The following is a 20,559-nucleotide window of genomic DNA, read 5'->3' as shown; positions in this document are numbered from 1 at the left end:
CGCTCTGCGGTTAAGGGTATGAGCGATGTGATTGAAGTTTCGATGACAGGGTTAGATCACGCACATGGAAAGCGGTTAATGGGGCAGGTTTGCGACCAACGTTACGCTGACAGAAATTTTTCCAATTTGGTTCCACAACCTGATCGCGAAAGGTTTAATCGATGGCCGTATTGTGTCGCTGCGATGGGATGTCGACGGCAGCGATGCGACGCGCGGCCGAAGAACGCAACAGGTGCTGGCCGCACGGCGCGACCAAGAGCATGAAATCATTTGACGATCATCGATCGCCGCAATCGCGGGGGAAACCGGCGGAACGCCTGCGCGAGATCACAATGTCGCCGCGTCAAAGGCCGGCGGCTTCAGGCGATGTTCCAGCCGCGAACCAGATATTCCACCAACGACGACATGCACACACTAAATCTGCTGCACTCGATCAATCGGATTTGCGCAGCGCATAACAGGTTAAACTAAGCGGCATGGATGCGCGCAGCCATCCGCGCCGACCGCAGACATTGGGGCGCCGCGAACGTCGGGCGTTCCGATCGGCGCCCTGGCGATAAGACGGAAAGATTCAGCGCTTCACGTTCGATCGTGCAAAGAGATTCGTCTCGAATCCGGACCAAATCCGACAATGCTATTCTAATTCAAAATGAGCGACGTTGAAGCGTTTCGGCTTCAGCGGAAGAAGCAAGCCACTTCGCGCTTCATCGCACATGCGCTTTGCACGTTCACCGCAGCTAACAGCCGTCCGCACCATCAATCGCCATAAGCATCGCTAATTGGCGGTGCGCGTCGCGACCGCCGCGCTATTTCGATTTGGCAGGCGTGTCGTCGTCCATCTTGCCACCGTTGGCGACGCACTTGTTGAAATAGTCGCGCTGATCCTTAGCGCCACCCCTCGCGCTGCCGGAAGCGGGATTGCCGGGTTGCCGCGGCGGAAATGCGCGCGCCACCAGAGCATCGCAGGCGCGTGCGACCTGGACGTCGATCGCGATCGCCGGAGCGATTGCTCCTGACATGATCATAACTGAAGCTACGGCAAAACCCGTGATAACTCGCATTGCCACACTCCGTTCCACGCCGCGCAAGTTTTTCTCGAGGCTGGATCTGCGAAGAGCGCACTATTTCCGATCGATGTCGTGATAAGCCCGATACCAGTCGACAAATTTGGCAACGCCGTCCTCGATCCGGGTCTGCGGCCGGAAGCCGATGTCTCGCTCCAGGTCGGAAACGTCAGCTGCCGTCTCCGGCACATCCCCAGGCTGCATCGGCAGCAACTGCTTTTCGGCCCGCCGGCCGAAGCCCTGCTCGAGCAACGCCACCACATGCATCAATTCTTCGGGCCTGCTGTTGCCGATATTGTAGACGCGCCACGGCGCCTTGCTCGACCCCGGATCGGGATGCGCTCCCGACCAATTGACGTCGCCCGCGGGCGGGCGGTCGATCAGCCGCACCATCGCCTCGACCACGTCGTCGACATAGGTGAAGTCGCGCCGCATGTTGCCGTTGTTGAACAGCTGGATCGGTTTCCCCTTGGTGATCGCGTCCGCGAACGCGTAAAGCGCCATGTCCGGCCGGTACCAGGTCCCGTAGACGGTGAAGAACCGCAGCCCGGTCGTCGGGATGCGATAGAGGTGGCTATAGGAATGGGCGAGCAGCTCGTTGGCCTTTTTCGTCGCGGCATACAGGCTGACCGGGTGATCGACATTGTCGTGGATCGAGAACGGCAGCTTGGTGTTCGCCCCGTAGACCGACGATGACGACGCAAACAGCAGATGCTTGCACGCCGTGTGCCGGCAACCCTCGAGAATGTTGAGAAAGCCCTCCAGGTTGGAATCCACATAGGCATGCGGGTTCTGCAGGGAGTAGCGCACGCCGGCCTGGGCCGCGAGATGCACCACGACCTCGAAGCGATAACGCTCGAACAGCGCCTTCATCCCGGCGCGGTCGGCGAGATCGAGCTCCAGGAAGGTGAACCCCCGGTGCTGCTTGAGCAGATCGAGCCGCGCGCGCTTGAGCGCCGGGTCGTAATACTCGTTCAGATTGTCGATGCCGATGACCGGCTGCCCTGCCCGCAGCAAATGCTCCGCCAGATGGAAGCCGATGAAGCCGGCGCAGCCCGTGACGAGTAGATTGCCTGCGATCACCACGTTCCGCCTGTTCCTTTCGCCTTGCGCCGGAGCAGGCCGCACGCGCAGTCAGGCGCGGGCCGCAGCGACTACCGTCGAGTTCCGGCTGCGGGGTGCGTCAGTTGCTGGCGGCCGCAGGTTTGTAGTCCGGAAAGCGGCTCAGTACCGCGGCCTTCATGAACTTGAAGTGCGCAATCTCGGTCGCCAGTTCCTTCAGCCGACGCTGGCCGTTGGAGATCTCGGCGTCAAACAGGTCTTGATGATAATTGTCAAGCGCCTCGCGTTCCAGATATTCGTCGGTGCCGTTGCCCAGTGTCACCGCGGCGCGGGCCAGAACATCGTCGACGCGGCGGCCAAGGCCGGATTGCTCGCTTTCGGCCGCCTGCAACGCGGCCTCGATGGCGGCCATGATCGATCCGATCCGGGCGCGATCGGTCTCGGCATCGCGCTCAGCCGAGCGTGCCTTGAAACCTTCCTCGCTACGCCGCGACCGGATCAGGTCGTGGGCGCGAGCCCGCAAAAACAGCTGAAACATCTGTCAGTATCCGGTTCGGGCCATTCAGGCAGTATCGCTCAAAAATCGCCCGGTCTTAGTTAAAAAAGGGTGAATCGCCCTCTTGCCCGGCCCTCAGGTCGGCCTTCCACTTGATCCAGGCCTTGTCATGCTTGTCGTAGAGTTCGAGCCACCGCCCCTCGACGGCCGACGGTATCGGCTCGGCGCTCAAGGCCTCCTGGTTCCGAGCTTCCCCGTCCACCGGCAGGGAAGTGTCCAATCCTTCGAATTCCGACGTCTCTTCGAGCGTGAGACCGACCAGCACGCGCCGGCCACTGACGTCGACGACATACCGCCTCGGCGAATGTCCCCTGAGATCACTCATGCTGTGCAAGTTCCCTCGCGATCCGCGCAGGCCGACGGCGGGACCAGACCGGCACGCGGACCCGGCCCGGCTGCCGCAACGAAGACAAGATGACCGATTGCATGTCGCCCGCCAACCCCAACTCACCACACTGTCGCGCTACCTCTGTGGAGCTAGCCCCCGCTAGAACGCGCGGCGCATGTGGCCGAACGCGGAAACCGGTTGCTGTTCCCGCCTCGACGATCGAGCGGCCGACGGTGCCACATAGGGCGCATAGATCCGATATTGCGCGCGGCGCTTGTGCGACCGCCACGAGCGCGCGGCGAAGCCGGAGAGGAAGCCGGCGACGAACGCCGCGGCAAGAATGAGAACAGGAGAAAGCATCACAGTCGTCCACGTTAGCCCCGATGTTATTAACATTCGAAGTTGTGACGACATCATGATTGGGCGCGCCGAAAGAATGTTCAGCCGCTGGAATTTTTGTGCAATCAAACGGCGCGACAATGCTCAGGCGCCAACACCGGTTGTTCTCGCGCAAAGCGCTTCAGGAGAACCACCACAGCATGAATTTCAGGAACATCGAACTGAGGAGATAGATCCACCCCGCCATCGCCAGCACCGTCAGTCCGACGAAGACACCTGAGACGCTTTTCTCCTTGAAGCGCGCCAACAACGAGTTTTTTTCTTCTTGCGGAAAGAACATCTCAAGCTCAAGGCGTATCTGATTCAAATCAGCTAGCAGCCAATTTCGATGATCTCGTGACGCGCCACCGCAGCGCGCATCACGGGTCTCAGCGCAAAATCTCGTGAAGCCGCGAGCCTTCGCTCAAAATCCGGCTCAAGTTTCTTCGCCAGATGGTCAGGGATGATTTCGCCGCCCATCGCAGCAGCCTGCGCCGGAATTTCCACGCGCATGTTGGCGATCCGCGGCGCGGATGCGCGTCACGCGTCGAGTCGCCGCGCAGCTTGACAGACGGCATGCATCCGCATGCTCAAGCGGCCGACGCCGGAAGCGAGCGTACGCACCCTCACGCGCATGGCACCCTGCTTCAACGGCATCTCACTTCGACAATGGACACCTCGCACACGGGAGACGATCGTCAGCAGCGCCTACACCCGGAAGAAGGCAAACCAGACGATGCCAAGGATCAACACGGCGAGCCCGGTCGAGGCTGTGAGCAGTGCGAGAACCGAAGGTCCGGGTTCGGCCTGGCGCGCCTCGGTCGGGGTTTCGATGATCTGACCGTGTTGTTCCCTAGCCATGGCGACCTCTTTGCTTAAGTGCCTGTAATTCCGGCGATTGCCGCTCCCCTTCGAAAAGCCAACGCGGCATATGGAGTGATGTTCCGAGCTGTCTGGCGACGGCCCGGCGCCCGCTGCGGCCACCGCGTCAAACCGGCGCAGGCCGAAGCCACGGTTAACGCCGTTACCAGATTCACCGGGCGGTGTTGTTTCAAACTGGGGTTCCCGGTGTTATCCTTGACCGTTCCGTCGGTTGCGTAATCGGAGTTTTCCCCATGGCCCCCCGCGCCAACTGGAAGGGCTTTTTGCGCCTTTCGCTCGTGACTTGCCCGGTTGCCCTGTACCCGGCGACGTCGGATACCGAGAAGGTCTCCTTCAACCAGATCAACCGCAAGACCGGCCACCGGATCAAATACGCCAAGGTCGATGCGGAGACCGGCGAGGAAGTCGCCACTGACGACATCATGAAGGGCTACAAGGTCGACACCGACACCTACATCGAGGTCACCAAGGAAGAGCTCGACGACATCGCGCTGGATTCGACCCGCACCATCGAGATCGACGAATTCGTGCCGCGCAGCGAGATCGACAGCCGCTATCTGATCCGCCCCTATTATCTCGTTCCCGACGGCAAGGTCGGCCACGACGCCTTCGCGGTGATCCGCGAAACCATCCGCAGCATGGACAAGGTCGCGATCGGCCGCGTCGTGCTGACCAACCGCGAGCACATCATTGCGCTCGAGCCGCTCGACAATGGGCTGATGGGCACGCTGTTGCGCTACCCCTACGAGGTGCGCAGCGAGAAGGAATATTTCGACGACATCCAGGACGTGAAGATCACCAAGGACATGCTGGATCTCGCCAAGCATATCGTCGAGCAGAAGTCCGCCGAGTTCGATCCGGAGGAGTTCGAGGATCGCTACGAGCAGGCGCTGATCGACCTGATCAACCAGAAGCGCAACGGCATCAAGATCGCCAAGCCCGCGGCGAAGGCAGCGGCAACGTCATCAACCTGATGGACGCGCTGAAGAAGAGCCTCGCCAACGAGAAGCAGGCTGCTCCCGCCAGGGCCGAAGCAAAGGCCGCGAAGGGCAAGAAGCCGAAGAAGCGCATCGAAGGCCAGCGCGAGATGCTGCTGCCGATCTCGGGCAGCGGCAAGCGCGAGCCCAAGGAAGCCGTCAAGCCGGAGCCGAAGAAGGCCGAGAAGGCAACGCGGGCGCAGGGCACCGCCGCGCGAAAGAAGGCCGGCTGAGAGGCGCTTACGCGGCGGAGCAGCATCGCGGCGGCACGCTGGTGACGTTGCGCCGCCGACTACATCATGAAGCTATCCGAAGACGCCCATCAGGATGCGCGCGGGCAGGTCGCGGCCGAGCATCTCGTCAACGCGTTAAAACAAGGGGCGGCGGGCTGATGTTCGCGCGCATCGCGATGCTGCGCGCGTTGAATGGAGAAAGCGAGAACGGCTGAATCGAAAGCGTGTCCAGCGGTGCTTACTTGAACGCCGCACCGACGGCGCTGAATTGGCCGCTCACGCTGGTGCCGATGCCTTTGACGCCGGCGACGATCACGATGCTGATGCCGCCGGCAATGATGGCGTATTCGATCGCCGTAGCGCCGACATCGTCACGCAGAAATCTTGCAAGCAACGCGCGCATGAAAAGCTCCTGTCCGACGCTCGCGGCTTTTTTCTCCCGCGCCGTAGTAATATTCCAGCAAAACTAGGCCACATTGGTTGACGGCCCATTGAGGGACAGGATGAACGATCGCTTAAGGGTTGCAGAGAAACTCCCCACTAGTTTTGCCTGCATCGCGACCTCGCCCCGCGAGGCGGCCAGCCGCGATTGGGCGTAAACGCATCAGGACTACCTGATCCGGCCCGCCGCTCGGCTTTACCAGCCAGCGAAATCCTGTTCCTTTATCGGACAGGGCGACAACGAGGCCGGAGCGAACCGGCCGCATCCAATGGGAGTGACCGTCATGAAGCTCGGCACCGCGATCGCGGAAATCGATGAAGCGCGAGGGGATCGAGATCCTCACGGGTACCCGTCAACCATTTGATCGAATACGCCGCCGCCGCCGATATCCGCCCCGTGATGGTGCGCCAGGAGCGCATCGGCGTGCACATGGCGGACGCGATCTCCCGCGTCACCTCGGGCGAGAAGATCGGCGCGTTCTGCATGCAGCACGGCCCGGGCGCCGAGAATGCGATGGGCGGCGTCGCGCAGTGCTACGGCGAATCCGTGCCCGTGCTGGTGCTGCCGATGGGCTATGAGCGGCGACTCGCCAACATCGACCCGAACTTCAATTCCAGCCAGGCGATGAAGGCGTTCTCCAAGTCCTCGGAGCCGATCAATCTCGCCCCGGAGGTCTGTAACATTTTCCGCCGCGCGTTTACCAAGCTGAAGAACGGCCGCGGCGGGCCTGTGATTGTCGAGATCCCCGCCGACATGTGGAACGAGGAGGTGCCGGAGCCCTTGAACTACACGCCGGTGCTGCGCACCCGTTATGGCGCCGATCCCGTTCACATCAAGGAAGCCGCCGCCCTGCTCGTCAATGCCAAGCGTCCGGTGATCTATGCCGGCCAAGGCGTGCACTACGCAAAGGCCTGGCCGCAGTTGAAGCGGCTCGCCGAGCGGCTCGCGATCCCGGTCACCACGAGCCTCGGCGGCAAGTCGTCATTCCCTGAGACGCATCCGCTGTCGCTCGGCTCCGGCGGCCTTGCGGTGCCGCGCGCGGTGCCGAAATTTCTCGCTGAAGCCGACGTGATCTTCGGCATCGGCTGCTCCTTCACCGAAACCTCGTTCGGCATCGCGATGCCAAAGGGCAAGACCATCATCCATTCGACGCTCGATCCGAACCACATCAACAAGGATGTCGAGGCCAAGATCGGGCTGGTCGGCGACGCCGGCCTCGTGCTCGACGCGCTGCTGGAGGAGATCGGCAAGACAGTCACCGCGGACCGCAACGCGAGCGCCGTCGCGGAGGAGATCGCCGCGTCGCACAAGGAATGGCTCGCCAAGTGGATGCCGAAGCTGACGCACAACGACGCGCCGCTCAATCCCTACCGCGTGCTGTGGGACCTGCAGCACACCGTCGACATCCACAACACCATCATCACCCATGACGCCGGCAGCCCGCGCGACCAGCTGTCGCCATTCTGGAAGTCGGTCGAGCCGCTGTCCTATATCGGCTGGGGCAAGACCACGCAGCTCGGCTATGGTCTCGGCCTTGCGATGGGCGCCAAACTGGCAAGGCCCGACAAGCTCTGCATCAATGTCTGGGGCGACGCCGCGATCGGCTTCACCGGGATGGATTTCGAGACCGCGGTGCGCGAGCGGATTCCGATCATGTCGATCCTGCTCAACAACTTCTCGATGGCGATCGAGCTGAAGGTGATGCCGATCTCGACCGAGAAGTACCGCTCCACCGACATCTCCGGCGATTACGCCGCGATGGCCCGCGCCTTCGGCGGCCATGGCGAGCGGGTGACCAGGCCCGAGGACATCATCCCCGCGATCAAGCGCGGCATCCAGAAGACCAAGGAGGGCGTGCCGGTGCTGCTGGAATTCATCACCAGCAAGGAGACCGAGGTGTCGCGCCCGGGGACGTGACGGCACCTCACACGCCCTCACCCACTTGATTTGACCGCGCCTGCGCAGGCAAGCTCCCTCCGACCAACGATCGGAGGGAGAGATGGCGCGCATCCTGGTGCTGGGGGCCGGCTTTGCCGGTCTGTGGGCCGCGCTCGGCGCCGCCCGCAAGCGCGACGAGATCGGTGCGCGGGCGGCAGATACCGAGATCCTCGTCGTCGATCGCAACGCCTATCACAACATCCGGGTGCGCAATTACGAGGTCGATCTCGCCGATGTCGCGCTACCGCTCGACCAACTGCTCGATCCGGTCGGCGTCAGGCATCGGGTCGCCGAGGTCGCGGCGATCGATCCGGCGAAGCGCGAGGTCGTGGTCAAGACGAACTCCGGCGCGGAGACCTTGACCTATGACCGGCTGGTGCTGACGACCGGCAGCGAATTGGTCCGCCCCGCCATATCAGGCCTTGCCGCCCATGGCTTCGACGTCGACACGTATCAAGCGGCGACGCGGCTCGACGCGCATCTTGCCGCGCTCGGCAAGCAGCCGGCGTCGCCGGCACGTTCGACGGTTGCGGTCGTCGGCGCCGGGTTCACCGGGATCGAGGTCGCGGCCGAGATGCCGGCCAAGTTCGCCCATGCCGGCATCGCCGGCGATCATCGCGTCGTCCTGATCGATCCCAATCCGGAGGTCGGCGCCACGTTCGGCGCGCATGGCCGTCCGGTCATCAACGAGGCGCTGTCCGCGCTCGGCGTCGAGACACGGCTCAACGTCAGGGTTAGCGCGGTCGGCGCCGACAGCATCACATTAGGCTCGGGCGAAGTCATTCCGGCCGCGACCGTGGTGTGGTGCGCCGGCATGCATGCGAGCCCCCTCGCCGCGATGCTGCCTGCCAGGCGCGACGCGCTCGGCCGCCTCGCGGTGGATCATTTCATGCAGGTCGAAGGCCTGCCCGGCGTGTTCGCCGCCGGCGACGTCGCCGCCTGCCTGATCGACGGCGAACATCCGACCGTGATGTCGTGCCAGTTCGCGCGGCCGATGGGCCGGTTTGCCGGACACAATGTGGTCGCCGATCTGTTCGGCGAAGAGTTGCTACCGCTCAATATCGACTGGTACGTGACGGTGCTCGATCTCGGCGCCTGGGGCGCGCTCTACACCACCGGCTGGGACCGCGATGTGCACACCACAGGTGCCGCCGCCAAGCTCACCAAGCAGACCATCAACCGGCAGCGCATCTATCCGCCGCGCAACGGCGATCGCGCCGCGCTGCTCGCTGCCGCCGCGCCGACGATCCAGGCGGCGCCGCCGACGCGCAAATAGCTTCTCCTCACCACCGTCATGGCGAGCTAAGCGAAGCAATCCATCGCACCGCTTGCGCGGATAGATGGATTGCTTCGTCGCTCTGCTCGTCGCAATGACGGCGCTGCTTGGTTTCCGCGCTTACTGCGACAGCTTCACGAAGTCCGGGAACTTCAGCTTCCCTTCCGCGATCGCCTTCGGCCAGACCGTGATCTGCTTGCCGTTCTGCCACTGGAACACGAGGCCGGTGACGGCGCCTGGGCCGGATTTGATGCCGTGGGTAAACTCGTCGTTCTTGCCGTAGAACTGGATCTTGCCGATCGTGCCCTCGAAGTCGGTCTTCTCCAGCTCGGCCACCATCTTGTCCGGATCGGTCGAGCCGGCGCGCTGGATCGCTTCGGCGATGATGTAGACCTCGTCGTAGGCGGTGTAGCCGGTATAGGCCGGTGGGGTGCCGAACTTAGCTTTGAAGGCCGTCGCGAACGGCTTTGTCTTCGGCGTCACCGCAACGTCGGGGGTCGCGACCGCGAGCGACGGCACGCCTTCGGCGGCGCCATTGGTGTCGCCCCAGAACGACGGGCTCAGCGCCTGCGCGCTGATGCCGAACATCGGGATCGGCACCTGCTGGTTCTTCCACTGCACCGTCGGCTGCACTCCGACATGGGAAATGCCGGTGACGATCACGTCGGGCTTGGCGGCTTCCATCTTGTTGAAGATCGGCGTGAAGTCGGTGGTGTCGGGCGAGAAGCGGATGTGCTCGACCACCTTCAGGCCGGCCTTCGGCAGGCAGGCCTCGTAGCCGATGTCGAGCGGCTTGGTCCACGCCGCGTCCTCGCTCATAATCGCCACCGACTTGAACTTGAGCTGGTCGACCAGAAGCTCCTTGGCGGCGTCGCAGAGAGCTGCGCCTGCGCGGCCGAAGTCAGGTAGCCGTGGAAGGTGTACTTGTTCTTCTCATAGTCGTTATGAACAGCCTTGGTGATCTCGTTCGAGGCGGCGCCGGGCGTGATCAGCGGCATCTTCAGCCGCGAAGCCCACGGCTCGAGCGCCAGCACGACCTCGCTGATGTAGCTTGCGATCACGGCGGAGACCTTGTCCTCGCTCACCGCGCGCTGGAATGCTCGTACCGAGTCCGCCGACGAGCTCTTGTTGTCGTAGGTGACGATCTCGATCTTGCGGCCCATCACGCCGCCCTTGGCGTTGATCTCGTCGGCCGCGATCTGCGCGCCGCCCGGAGTTGCCGCACCGGCGATCGACTGCACCTCGGCGATCACGCCGATCTTGATCGGATCCTTGGACTGCGCATAGGCCGGCGCCGCGAGGCAGAGCGCGAGCGCAGTCGCCAGCAGGCTCCCGCGGGCGGCGGTTGAATATCCTGACATGATCATCTCCCTTTGCTTTGTTATTTTTCAATCGTCGAACGTCAGAGAAAGTCCTTGCCGGCCTCCGCGGCGAACCGGCCCGGATCGCCCTCCCAGACGATCCGCGCGTGCTCCAGCACATAGACGCGGTCGGCATGCGGAAGCGCGAAGGTCACGTTCTGCTCGCCGAGCAGCACCGTGATCTTGGTGGTCTGGCGCAGCTTCTCGAGCGCCTTCGACAACAGTTCGAGGATCACAGGCGCCAATCCGAGCGTCGGCTCGTCCAGGATCAGGATCTGCGGCTGCATCATCAGCGCACGCCCAATCGCCAGCATCTGCTGCTCGCCGCCGGACAGCGTCTGCGCCATCTGGCCCTGTCGCTCCTTCAGGATCGGGAACAGTTCGAACAGCCAGGCGAGTTGCTTGGCCCGCGCCGCATCGTCGAGATGCTGGCCGCCGAGGTCGAGATTTTCCCGCACCGTCATCTCGCCGAACAATTCGCGCGATTCCGGGCATTGCACGAGGCCGGAGCGGGCGATCTTCGCAGGCCCGGTGCCGCGCAATTTCTCGCCGCCGCGCAGGATCTCGCCGGTGTAGGGCAAAAATCCCGAGATGGTGTTGAACAGCGTGGTCTTGCCGGCGCCATTCAAGCCGACGACGGAGACGAACTCGCCCTCATGGACGTGGATCGAGACGTTCTCCAGCGCCTGCGCCTTGCCATAATGCACGCTGACATTCTCGACCTGCAGCAACGGCACCTTGTCCTTGAACGAGGTCTCGGGCCGCGCATGGGTCTCGATCGCGCCGCCGAGATAGACCCGCCGCACGGTCTCGTTCTTCATCACGTCCTCGGCGCGGCCGGTCGTGATCTCCTCGCCAAGATACATCGCGAGCACGCGGTCAACCAGCGCCGCGACGCTCTTGACGTTGTGGTCGACCAGCATCACCGCGCGCCCCTCGTCGCGGAAGCTGCGGATCAGTTGCGAGAACATGCCGACCTCGGCGCTGGTCAGGCCGGCAAAGGGCTCATCGACCAGCACCACCTTCGGGTCGCGCGCGATCGCCTTGGCGAGCTCGAGCCGACGCAGATCTGCGAATGGCAGCGTCGGCGGGCGGCGGTCCATCACTGCGCCGAGGCCAACGCGCTCGGCGATCCATTTGGCGCGCTCGGTCAGCGCCTTGTCGGGAAACAGCATGAACAGGCTGTCGGGCAGCAGCGCGACCATGATGTTTTCCAGCACGGTCTGCCGGTTCAGCGGCCGCGAGTGCTGGAACACCATGCCAAAGCCCTTGCGCGCGATCTTGTGCGCCGGCAGGCCGGCGACATTCTCGCCCTCGAACAGCACCTCGCCCGCACTCGGGCGCTCGATGCCCATCACGCTCTTCATCGCGGTCGACTTGCCAGAGCCGTTCGGCCCGATCAGGCCGAGGATCTCGCCGGGGCGCAGCTCGAAGCTCAGATTCTTCACCGCGGTGAGGCCGCCGAATCTCTTGGTCAATCCGCGGACGGTGAGCGTTGCAGTGGTCACGGTCTGATCCATTTAAGAGCGCGCCTCGCGTGACAGGGCCGCTCCGAGGAAACCGCCGGGGAAGAACAGCACGACGAGCAGCGCCACCGCCGAGACGATGAAGGTCGCAAGCTCGCCGGTCGGGCGCAGGAATTCGCCGGCGACGATCAGGAAGATGGCGCCGAGCGCCGCCCCCAGCACGGTGCGCCGGCCGCCGAGCACGGCGGACACGATCACGTTCACGCCGACCGCGACGTCGACCACGGTGCCGACCGAGGCGGTGCCGAAGTAGAACACCAAAAGCGCGCCCGACAGGCCCGAGAAGAAGGCGCTGACGATGAATGCCGCGAGCTTGTGCTTGACGATGTTGAAGCCGAGCGCGCCGGCCTGCACCGGGTCCTGCCCGCTCGCCTGCAGCACGAGTCCGACCGGCGATTGCGACAGGCCATACAGGATCGCCGCGCTGATGGTCATGAAGCCGAGCGCGATCCAGTAATTGGCGCCGGCATTGATGGTGATGACGTCGGGGATCGTCAGCCCGATCTCGCCGCCGGTCAGGTCAGCGAACACCACGACGAAGTTCTGCAGCATCAACACCGCGACCAGCGTGGTGAGGCCGAAATACGGTCCCCTCACCCGCAGCGCCGGCAGCGCCAGCACGAAGCCCGCGACGACAGAGGCCAGCGCGCCGAGCAGGATGCAGAGATAGACCGACCAGCCGAACTGGTTGTTGAGGATACCGGCGGTATAGGCGCCGGTGCCGATCAGGAAGGTCGGCCCGAAATTGACCTCGCCGGCGAAGCCGAACAGCAGGTCCCAGGCCATCGCGAACACGCCGAAATAGAACGCGACCGTGAGCAGCCCGAGGATGTAGCCGGAGACATAGAGCGGCAGCGTCGCGGCAACCGCCACGCAGGCGAGCGAAATGAAGAACAGGCGCGACGTGAAGAAGTTGGCCATCTCAGCGCCTCCCCAAGAGGCCCTGGGGCCGGATATACATCACGAACACCAAGAGCAGGAGCGCCGGAATGGTGCGGTAGGCCGGCGAGATCATGTAGGCGGTGATGGTCTCGAGATAGCCGACGACGAAGGCCGCGATCAGCGAGCCCGAGACGCTGCCGAGCCCGCCAAGCACCACGATCGAGAACGCGCTCGCGGTCAGCGGCCCGACGCTGTAGGAGCTGACGCCTAGGAACATGCCGAGCAGCACGCCGGCGATGCCGGCGAGGATGCCGTAGATGCCCCACACCACGATGTAGATCTGGGTGAGCTCGAGCCCGAGCAAGGTGACGCCGCGCGGGTTCATCGAGGCCGCCAGCACCGCCTTGCCGGTGCGGGTGCGGTTCACCAGCAGCCACAGCAGACCGATCACGAGGCAGCACACCAGCGCGGTGAAGATGTTGTTGCGCGGGGTGCGGTTGCCGAAGATGTCGACGACGCCCTCGACGATCGGCAGCACCGTCTTGGCGTTGTTGGTGAAGAAATAGGCGATCAGCTCCTGGATCATGATTCCCCACAGCAGCGTGCCGGTGAGGACGAAGATTTCCTTCTCCTCATTGGGGATCCGCGTCGAGTTCTGGATCGGTTTCACGACCGCGAAATAGGTCGCGAACGACACGATCAGCGCCACGCCGACCCCGAACAGCGCGCCGGTGTAGATGTCGAGGTGCAGCACGCTGGCCGCGGCCCAGGCCGCGACCGCTGCCGCCACCATGATGGCACCGTGGGAGAGGTTGAGAACGCCGGAGACACCGAAGATCAGGGTGAAGCCGGTCGCGCCGAGCGCATAGAGCGCACTGATGGCGAAGCCATCGATCAGGATTTGTAAGGCAAGCATCTCATATCGACCGCGGCAGCAGCGCTGCCCGTTGTGGAGGACGCGGGACTGAATAGCGATGCTCCCGGGACTGGCCCGGGAGCATGATCATCAGTCAGTTCGTGGTGAGCTTGATGAAGCTCGGGAACTTGAGATCGCTCTTGGCGATCTCCTTCGGCCAGACCGCGACCTGCTTGCCGCCCTGCCACTGCAGCATCAGTCCGGTGATCAGGCCCTTGCCGTACTTGATCGAATGGGTGAAGGGGTCATCCTTGCCATAGAACTGGACGCGTCCGATGGTGCCTTCCCAATCGGTCTTCTCCAGCGCATCGACCACCTTGTCGGCCTCAACCGAGCCGGCGCGCTTCACCGCATCGGCGATGTAGTAGACCTCGTCATAGGCGGTGTAGCCCGCATACGACGGATAGTTGCCGTAGCGCTTCTTGAAGCCTTCCGCGAACGGCACCGACTTCGGCGTCACCGCGACGTTCGGGCCCGACACGCCCTGATACAGCACGCCTTCCGCCGCATCGTTGGTGTCCTTGCCGAAGGTCTCGTTGGTCGCCTGCGAGGAAATGCCGAACATCGGGATCGGCACCTGCTGGTTCTTCCACTGCACCGTCGGCTGCACGCCGACATGCGAGATGCCGGTGATGATCACGTCGGGCTTGGCGGCTTCGACCTTGTTGAAGATCGGCGTGAAGTCGGTGGTATCGGGCGAGAAGCGGATATGGTCGACGACCTTGAGCCCGATCTTCGGCAGGCATTCCTCGTAGCCGACGTCGAGCGGCTTGGTCCAGGCCGCGTCCTCGCTCATGATGACCGCGGTCTTCATGTGCTTCTGATCGACCAGCAGCTCCTTGGCGGCGTCGCAGACCGACAGCGCCAGCGCCGCCGAGGTCAGGTAGCCGTGGAAGGTGTACTTGTTCTTCTCGTAGTCGGCGTGGACGCTCTTGCTGATCTCGTTGGAGGCGGCGCCGGGTGTGACGAACGGCGTCTTCAGGCGCGAGGCCCAGGCTCGAGCGCCAGCACCACCTCGCTGATGTAGCTCGAGATGACGACGTTGACCTTGTCCTCGTTGACCGCGCGCTGGAATGCGCGCACCGAGTCCGCCGAGGACGAGTGATTGTCGTAAGAGACGATTTCGATCTTGCGGCCGTCGATGCCGCCCTTGGCGTTGATCTCGTCGGCAGCGAGCTGCGCCGCCTGCGGGATCGAGGCACCGGCAATCGCCTGCGCTTCGGCAATCACGCCGATCTTGAGGGTGTCGGCGGCCTGCGCTCCACCGGGCGCGAGCGCGACAAGGCCCAAAGCGGCTGCGCCGGCGAATTGCTGCATCGCATGAAATGGCAGTCGCGATGTTCTTGTCACTCTGTTTCTCTCCTCTTGTTGTTTTTCGGCTACTTCGAGCTCTTGGGGCGGGACTATAGCCGCGACAAAATGCGCAGCAAGTGAAACTGCGCGCAGATCGCCATGCACGGACGACAACTAAAGTAGTGGGTGGGGACTCTGCAGCTGAACAAAGATGAGGCAGCGCGGGAATAAATGAGAGTCGTGGGTGACGATCTCTCCTCTCGTCATGCCTGGGTGCGCACTTCCGAAGCTGCCCTCATCCTCAGCTGTCATCGCCCGGCTCGACCGGGCGATCCAGTACGCCGCCGCTTCTCGGCTCAGGCACCAGCGTCTCTCGCGGGCGCTGACGTCGCGTGGTGTAAGACGATGAATCGAGAACCGTCCTCATCGTCGTCCCGGCGAAGCCCGGGACCCATAACCACCGATGCGAATTGCCAAGCTCTATTGGAACGACGAGTCCCAGCGACAACATCCGCCGCGGCGTATGGATCCCGGCCTTCGCCGGGACGACGGCGATGAGCGTGGCGACCCCGCCCCTACTCCGCCATCTCGGCCGGCGGTCGCGCGGCGGGACCGGCGAGCGGGCGCTCTTCCATCGTGATCATGCAGATCGAGGCGGTGGTCAGCAGCACGGCGGCGGCACCGAACACGTAGCGGAACGCATGGATCATGTCGGCCATCGGGATCGCGCTCACCGTGCTGGCCGCCGCGGCATGATGCTCACCGGCGAGCGAGATGTCGGTGCCGAGCGTCATCAGCAGGATCGTCGTGAAGGCGGCAACCGTGAAGGAGGCCATCATGGCGCGGAAGAAGTTCATCGCGCCGGTCACGGTGCCGACCTGAGGCCGCGCCACCGCGTTCTGCAGCGACACCACACTGATCGGGAACGTGGTGCCGAGCCCGAGTGCGAACACGCTCATCAGCAGCAGCAATCCCCACAGCGGCAGCGTCGTCACGGCCATGCCGACGGCACAGATGGCGGCAACCGAGGTGCCGACGATCGCAACGCGCTTGTAGTGCTTGGCCTTTGCCATGGTGCGGCCGGCGATCGCCGCACCGAAGGTCGAGATAGCCGCGAGCGGGATCAGCGCAAGGCCGGCCTCGCTGGCGGTGAGGTGATAGACCACCTCGTAGTACAGCGGCAGGTGCACGGTCAGGCCGACCATGGCGCCGAGCGCACAGCCGCCCGCGCCCATCGCGAACGGTACCACCGAGCCGCCGAGCAGCGACAGCGGCAGGAACGGCTCGTCGGCACGGCGCGCATGCCAGACGAAGGCTCCGGCGAGCGCGATCGAGGCGCCGATCATCGCGGTGATGGTCGGCGACAGCCAGGACAAACGGGTGCCGCCCCAGGTCAGCACCAGCATCAGCACCACGGCCGAGGCCATCAGCAGCACGCCGCCGAGCCAGTCGACCTTGCGCTTGCGGTGGAACACCGGGATCTTGCCCATCTTCGGCAGCAGCAGCGCCAGCGCGGCGGCCGCGAGCGGCAGGTTGATCCAGAAGATCATCGACCAGTGCAGATGCTCGGCGAACACGCCGCCGACCACCGGGCCGAGAATGCCGCCGGCCATCCAGACGCTGGAGAAATAGGCCTGGTAGCGGCCGCGCTCGCGCGGGGTGACCACGTCGGAGATCACGGTCTGGACCACGGGCATGATGCCGCCGCCGCCGAGCCCCTGCAGGCCGCGAGCAATGATCAGCATCGTCATGCTGGGCGCGATCGCGCACAGCACCGAGCCTACCACAAACAGGCTGAGCGAGGTGACGATCATGACGCGGCGGCCATAGATGTCGCTCAGCGTGCCGAACACCGGCGCAACCGCCGTCGAGGCGAGCAGATAGGCCGTGATCACCCAGGACAGGTTGGTGACGTCGTGAAACTGGCGCCCGATCGTCGGCAGCGCGGTCGCGACGATGGTCTGGTCGAGCGCGGCCAGGAACATCGTCAGCATCAGGCTGATCACGATGGTGCGGACTTCGTCCGGATTGAGCGGTGCCGGCGGCGCCAGCGGCGGCGCGTCGCTGAGTTCGATCACCTCGCTTGGGAGATGAGACAGCTCTTCGGCAATGTCGTCAGGCAATGTCGATTGGTCGGCAGGAAACGGGCTCTGCCGTTCATACTTGTTCATTTGGGGCGTAATGCTGCTGCGCGGGCGCGTCCCGCGATGGAATCATTCTCTGCTTTGCAATTTATGCAGCAATTCGCTGCTGAGGCAGGCACCCCAGCGCATGGGTGCATCCCGCAGCAATGTTCTCGCGACGACGTGATCGCGAAAGCGCCGGCATCAGCTCCGGCACGTCCCCGTTACGGCTCGGAATTCTACTTGGAGGCCTTCGGGCGCTTCTTCAATTGGGCCCGTTTCGGCAGCAACGCCGGCCAGCGCACGATATGATCCTCGAGATCAGCGTCGTTGACATCGATCTCGGTGCCCTCCACCCGGCCGCGCACCGAGACCCCGGCTTCGTGAACGGTGTTGGGATCGCCCGAAATCAGGGGATGCCACCAATAGAGGTCGCGCCCCTCGGCCACGAGGCGGTAGCCGCAGCTCGGCGGCAGCCAGTTCAGGGTGCGGACATTTTCGGGCGTGAGGCGGACGCAATCCGGAACCTGCTCGGAGCGGTTCGAATAGTCCTTGCAGGCGCACAGGCCGGCATCGAGCAGCTTGCAGGAGATATGGGTGAAGTAAATCTTCCCGGTGTCCTCGTCCTCGAGCTTTTCCAGGCAGCAGCGTGCGCAGCCGTCACACAGGCTCTCCCATTCGGCGTTGGACATTTCCTCCAACGCCTTGGTTTTCCAGAAGAATCCCTCCTGGCCCGACGTGCGCTTGGGCGGTGCGGTCATGCTGTCCCTGATATGGCAATAAAGCTCTTCTTGGGACGCCGGCGCGGCCGGCGCAAGTGGGTGGTACTGCGGGGTCGAAAAAGCCGGTGGGCAGCGTTAGGGCTTTCATTAAATTCACCAGCCGCGCCATTGGTTTATGGCAGCCGCTCGGATAGAACGTGGAACGAGTCCCCAACGACGCAAAAGCGCCTTGGGATTGCCGCAACATCGAAGCAAGACGCTGGCCTGTGCCCGTTTGGGCGCCCGCAGTGCTGTCAAACTGATCAAGGGTCCGGTCCTTTCAGATCATGCCGTCGCATTGGAAACAGAAGGTCCGGAACTTCTTCCTGGACCTCGATGCGCGTATCGACTCGACGCTGTTCTCGTCGGGCAAGGGCCTGCGCGAGCTCTACGAGCGCTATTCCACGTTCATGGACCGCTTCTACGTCGGCCGCTGGAAGCGCTGGGTGTTCATCGAGCCGCTGTCGGAGGCCGCGACCATCGGGCTCGGCGGCATGATCCTGATGCTGACGCTCGCGATCCCGGCCTTCCGCGAGACCGCCGACGAGGATTGGCTGAAGAAATCCGACCTCGCTGTCACCTTCCTCGACCGCTACGGCAACCCGATCGGCAGCCGCGGCATCAAGCATAATGACTCGATCCCGCTGGAAGACTTTCCGGACAATCTGATCAAGGCGACGCTCGCGACCGAAGACCGCCGCTTCTACGACCATTTCGGCATCGACGTGCCCGGCCTCGCCCGCGCGCTCGTCACCAATGCGCAGGCCGGCGGCGTGCGCCAGGGCGGTTCGTCGATCACCCAGCAGCTCGCCAAGAACCTGTTCCTGAACAACGAGCGCACCATCGAGCGCAAGGTGAAGGAAGCCTTCCTCGCGATCTGGCTCGAGACGCGGCTCACCAAGAACGAGATCCTCAAGCTTTATCTCGACCGCGCCTATATGGGCGGCGGCACGTTCGGCGTCGACGGCGCGGCGCATTTCTACTTCAACAAGTCGGTGCGCGACGTGAACCTCGCGGAAGCCGCGATGCTGGCCGGCCTGTTCAAGGCGCCGACCAAATACGCCCCGCACATCAACCTGCCCGCGGCGCGCGCCCGCGCCAACGTCGTGCTCGACAACCTCGTCGATGCCGGCTTCATGACCGAGGGTCAGGTGTTCGGCGCCCGCCGCAATCCGGCGGTCGCGGTCGACCGGCGCGACGAGAACTCGCCGAACTACTATCTCGACTACGCCTTCGACGAGATGCGCAAGCTGGTCGACACTTTCCCGAAATCCTACACCGAGCGCGTCTTCGTGGTCCGCACCGCGATCGACATGAATGTGCAAAAGGCGGCCGAGGAAGCGATCGAGAACCAGCTCCGCCAGTTCGGCCGCGACTATCACGCGACGCAGGCCGCGACCGTGGTGTCCGATCTCGACGGCGGCATCCGGGCCATGGTCGGCGGCCGCGACTATGGCGCAAGCCAATTCAACCGCGCCACCGACGCCTACCGGCAGCCGGGCTCGTCGTTCAAGCCTTACGTCTACACCACGGCGCTGCTGAACGGCTTCACGCCGAACTCGAAGATCGTCGACGGCCCGGTCTGTATCGGCAATTGGTGTCCGCAGAACTATGGCCACTCCTATTCGGGTCAGGTGACGCTGACCCAGGCCATCACCCGTTCGATCAACGTGGTGCCGGTCAAGCTCTCGATCATGCTCGGCGGGAAGGAAGGCCCGAAGGCCGGCCGCGCCAAGATCGTCGAGGTGGCGCGCCGCTTCGGCCTCAAGGCGCCGCTGCCGGATACGCCGTCGCTGCCGATCGGCTCCGACGAAGTCACGGTGCTGGAACACGCGGTGGCCTATGCGACCTTCCCGAACCGCGGCAAGGCGGTGACGCCGCATTCGGTGCTCGAGGTGCGCACCGGCGCCGGCGACCTCGTCTGGCGCTGGGACCGCGACGGGCCGAAGCCGCGGCAGGCCATCCCGCCGAATATCGCCGCCGACATGGCCGGCATGATGAGCCACGTGGTCAGCGAAGGCACCGCGCGCCGCGCCGCGCTCGACGGCATTCCGACCGCGGGCAAGACCGGCACCACCAATGCCTATCGCGACGCCTGGTTCGTCGGCTACACCGGCAATTTCACCTGCGCGGTGTGGTACGGCAATGACGACTATTCGCCGACCAACCGCATGACCGGCGGCTCGCTGCCGGCGCAGACCTGGCACGACATCATGGTCGCCGCGCATCAGGGCGTGGAAGTGCGCGAGCTCAACGGCGTCGGCATGGGCCAGAAGCTGCCGCCGCAGCCGGCGCAGGCCAATGCCCAGGCCAACGCGGCGCCGCGCGTGCTGGAAACCAAGCCGGGTCCGCCGCCGGTGCTGACCAAGCGCGGCGCCGATATCCTGGTCCGCGTCGAGAAGCTGCTCGACGACGCCGCCAAGACGACCGGCAAGACCACGCTGAACGAGCCCGCGAAGACCGGCAAGCCGGAGTCCTCGAGCGCGCTGGCGTTCCCCGAAACTACGTTGCCGCGGCCGGACCGGACGGCGCGCCCCCTTCCGTGCCACGCAAGAACTGAC

The 20,559-nt window shown here is 64.0% G+C and carries 15 protein-coding genes and 5 pseudogenes; 4 read left to right on the top strand and 16 right to left on the bottom strand.

The window, feature by feature from the left end:
- Window positions 1–806: 806 nt before the first annotated feature.
- From ALC15_RS04825 to ALC15_RS44695, 8 genes are all read right to left on the bottom strand, one after another.
- Complete coding sequence (locus ALC15_RS04825) at window positions 807–1,019, bottom strand: hypothetical protein (RefSeq protein ID WP_244485924.1); 213 nt, start codon at window positions 1,017–1,019, stop codon at window positions 807–809.
- Window positions 1,020–1,121: 102 nt separating this feature from the next.
- Window positions 1,122–2,150 (bottom strand): NAD-dependent epimerase, encoded by a 1,029-nt coding sequence (locus ALC15_RS04820; RefSeq protein ID WP_430649139.1) that lies wholly within the window; start codon window positions 2,148–2,150, stop codon window positions 1,122–1,124.
- Between the two features lie 97 nt (window positions 2,151–2,247).
- Window positions 2,248–2,664, bottom strand: a complete 417-nt coding sequence (locus tag ALC15_RS04815) for a hypothetical protein (protein WP_050626286.1) — start codon at window positions 2,662–2,664, stop codon at window positions 2,248–2,250.
- Between the two features lie 55 nt (window positions 2,665–2,719).
- A complete protein-coding gene (locus ALC15_RS04810; RefSeq protein WP_050626285.1) occupies window positions 2,720–3,007 on the bottom strand; it encodes a hypothetical protein in 288 nt (95 codons plus the stop codon).
- Window positions 3,008–3,169: 162 nt separating this feature from the next.
- Window positions 3,170–3,370 carry a hypothetical protein gene (locus ALC15_RS04805; protein ID WP_050626284.1) on the bottom strand — a complete coding sequence of 67 codons (201 nt, stop codon included), beginning with the start codon at window positions 3,368–3,370 and terminating at the stop codon, window positions 3,170–3,172.
- A 160-nt stretch (window positions 3,371–3,530) separates the two neighbouring features.
- Complete coding sequence (locus tag ALC15_RS44700) at window positions 3,531–3,689, bottom strand: hypothetical protein (RefSeq protein WP_167350127.1); 159 nt, start codon at window positions 3,687–3,689, stop codon at window positions 3,531–3,533.
- Window positions 3,690–3,721: 32 nt separating this feature from the next.
- A complete protein-coding gene (locus ALC15_RS04795; protein ID WP_050626282.1) occupies window positions 3,722–3,901 on the bottom strand; it encodes a hypothetical protein in 180 nt (59 codons plus the stop codon).
- Window positions 3,902–4,096: 195 nt separating this feature from the next.
- Window positions 4,097–4,249 carry a hypothetical protein gene (locus ALC15_RS44695; RefSeq protein WP_167350126.1) on the bottom strand — a complete coding sequence of 51 codons (153 nt, stop codon included), beginning with the start codon at window positions 4,247–4,249 and terminating at the stop codon, window positions 4,097–4,099.
- A 254-nt stretch (window positions 4,250–4,503) separates the two neighbouring features.
- On the opposite strand from ALC15_RS44695, the pseudogene ku reads away from it, so the two are divergent.
- A pseudogene (gene ku / locus ALC15_RS04790) lies at window positions 4,504–5,480 on the top strand (non-homologous end joining protein Ku).
- 238 nt (window positions 5,481–5,718) lie between these two features.
- On the opposite strand, the gene ALC15_RS04785 reads toward ku, so the two are convergent.
- The gene (locus tag ALC15_RS04785; protein ID WP_050424338.1) at window positions 5,719–5,883 is read right to left on the bottom strand and encodes a Flp family type IVb pilin; all 165 of its coding nucleotides are present in this window, start codon (window positions 5,881–5,883) and stop codon (window positions 5,719–5,721) included.
- A gap of 322 nt (window positions 5,884–6,205) precedes the next feature.
- Here ALC15_RS04785 and ALC15_RS04780 point away from each other — a divergent pair.
- A pseudogene (locus ALC15_RS04780) lies at window positions 6,206–7,839 on the top strand (thiamine pyrophosphate-requiring protein).
- Window positions 7,840–7,921: 82 nt separating this feature from the next.
- Complete coding sequence (locus ALC15_RS04775) at window positions 7,922–9,136, top strand: NAD(P)/FAD-dependent oxidoreductase (RefSeq protein WP_050626281.1); 1,215 nt, start codon at window positions 7,922–7,924, stop codon at window positions 9,134–9,136.
- A gap of 120 nt (window positions 9,137–9,256) precedes the next feature.
- On the opposite strand, the pseudogene ALC15_RS04770 reads toward ALC15_RS04775, so the two are convergent.
- The 7 genes and pseudogenes from ALC15_RS04770 to ALC15_RS04740 form a co-directional block, all read right to left on the bottom strand.
- Window positions 9,257–10,497: pseudogene (locus ALC15_RS04770) on the bottom strand (ABC transporter substrate-binding protein).
- 41 nt (window positions 10,498–10,538) lie between these two features.
- Window positions 10,539–12,017, bottom strand: a complete 1,479-nt coding sequence (locus ALC15_RS04765) for an ATP-binding cassette domain-containing protein (protein WP_050626280.1) — start codon at window positions 12,015–12,017, stop codon at window positions 10,539–10,541.
- Window positions 12,018–12,944 carry a branched-chain amino acid ABC transporter permease gene (locus ALC15_RS04760; RefSeq protein WP_050626279.1) on the bottom strand — a complete coding sequence of 309 codons (927 nt, stop codon included), beginning with the start codon at window positions 12,942–12,944 and terminating at the stop codon, window positions 12,018–12,020.
- A 1-nt stretch (window position 12,945) separates the two neighbouring features.
- Entirely contained in the window at window positions 12,946–13,821 is an 876-nt protein-coding gene (locus ALC15_RS04755; RefSeq protein WP_050424320.1) for a branched-chain amino acid ABC transporter permease, read from the bottom strand.
- Window positions 13,822–13,915: 94 nt separating this feature from the next.
- Window positions 13,916–15,138, bottom strand: a pseudogene (locus ALC15_RS04750) (ABC transporter substrate-binding protein).
- Window positions 15,139–15,689: 551 nt separating this feature from the next.
- On the bottom strand, window positions 15,690–17,285 hold the full coding sequence (locus ALC15_RS04745; RefSeq protein WP_050626278.1) for an MDR family MFS transporter: 1,596 nt from the start codon (window positions 17,283–17,285) through the stop codon (window positions 15,690–15,692).
- Between the two features lie 191 nt (window positions 17,286–17,476).
- On the bottom strand, window positions 17,477–17,998 hold the full coding sequence (locus ALC15_RS04740) for a YcgN family cysteine cluster protein (protein ID WP_050626277.1): 522 nt from the start codon (window positions 17,996–17,998) through the stop codon (window positions 17,477–17,479).
- A gap of 287 nt (window positions 17,999–18,285) precedes the next feature.
- Here ALC15_RS04740 and ALC15_RS04735 point away from each other — a divergent pair.
- Window positions 18,286–20,558: pseudogene (locus ALC15_RS04735) on the top strand (transglycosylase domain-containing protein).
- The last annotated feature ends 1 nt before the right edge of the window (window position 20,559 follow it).

It is taken from the genome of Bradyrhizobium viridifuturi, from assembly GCF_001238275.1.
In the GTDB taxonomy this organism is placed as follows: Bacteria; Pseudomonadota; Alphaproteobacteria; order Rhizobiales; family Xanthobacteraceae; genus Bradyrhizobium; species Bradyrhizobium viridifuturi.
This window is presented reverse-complemented; position numbering and strand designations above follow the sequence as displayed.

Excerpts from the sequence above, each read along its gene's own strand:
- ALC15_RS04825 (WP_244485924.1), bottom strand. The coding sequence starts at position 1,019 with ATGTCAGGAGCAATCGCTCCGGCGATCGCGATCGACGTCCAGGTCGCA.
- ALC15_RS04815 (WP_050626286.1), bottom strand. The coding sequence starts at position 2,664 with ATGTTTCAGCTGTTTTTGCGGGCTCGCGCCCACGACCTGATCCGGTCG.
- ALC15_RS04810 (WP_050626285.1), bottom strand. The coding sequence starts at position 3,007 with ATGAGTGATCTCAGGGGACATTCGCCGAGGCGGTATGTCGTCGACGTC.
- ALC15_RS04805 (WP_050626284.1), bottom strand. The coding sequence starts at position 3,370 with ATGCTTTCTCCTGTTCTCATTCTTGCCGCGGCGTTCGTCGCCGGCTTC.
- ALC15_RS44700 (WP_167350127.1), bottom strand. The coding sequence starts at position 3,689 with ATGTTCTTTCCGCAAGAAGAAAAAAACTCGTTGTTGGCGCGCTTCAAG.
- ALC15_RS04795 (WP_050626282.1), bottom strand. The coding sequence starts at position 3,901 with ATGCGCGTGGAAATTCCGGCGCAGGCTGCTGCGATGGGCGGCGAAATC.
- ALC15_RS44695 (WP_167350126.1), bottom strand. The coding sequence starts at position 4,249 with ATGGCTAGGGAACAACACGGTCAGATCATCGAAACCCCGACCGAGGCG.
- ALC15_RS04785 (WP_050424338.1), bottom strand. The coding sequence starts at position 5,883 with ATGCGCGCGTTGCTTGCAAGATTTCTGCGTGACGATGTCGGCGCTACG.
- ALC15_RS04775 (WP_050626281.1), top strand. The coding sequence starts at position 7,922 with ATGGCGCGCATCCTGGTGCTGGGGGCCGGCTTTGCCGGTCTGTGGGCC.
- ALC15_RS04765 (WP_050626280.1), bottom strand. The coding sequence starts at position 12,017 with ATGGATCAGACCGTGACCACTGCAACGCTCACCGTCCGCGGATTGACC.
- ALC15_RS04760 (WP_050626279.1), bottom strand. The coding sequence starts at position 12,944 with ATGGCCAACTTCTTCACGTCGCGCCTGTTCTTCATTTCGCTCGCCTGC.
- ALC15_RS04755 (WP_050424320.1), bottom strand. The coding sequence starts at position 13,821 with ATGCTTGCCTTACAAATCCTGATCGATGGCTTCGCCATCAGTGCGCTC.
- ALC15_RS04745 (WP_050626278.1), bottom strand. The coding sequence starts at position 17,285 with ATGAACAAGTATGAACGGCAGAGCCCGTTTCCTGCCGACCAATCGACA.
- ALC15_RS04740 (WP_050626277.1), bottom strand. The coding sequence starts at position 17,998 with ATGACCGCACCGCCCAAGCGCACGTCGGGCCAGGAGGGATTCTTCTGG.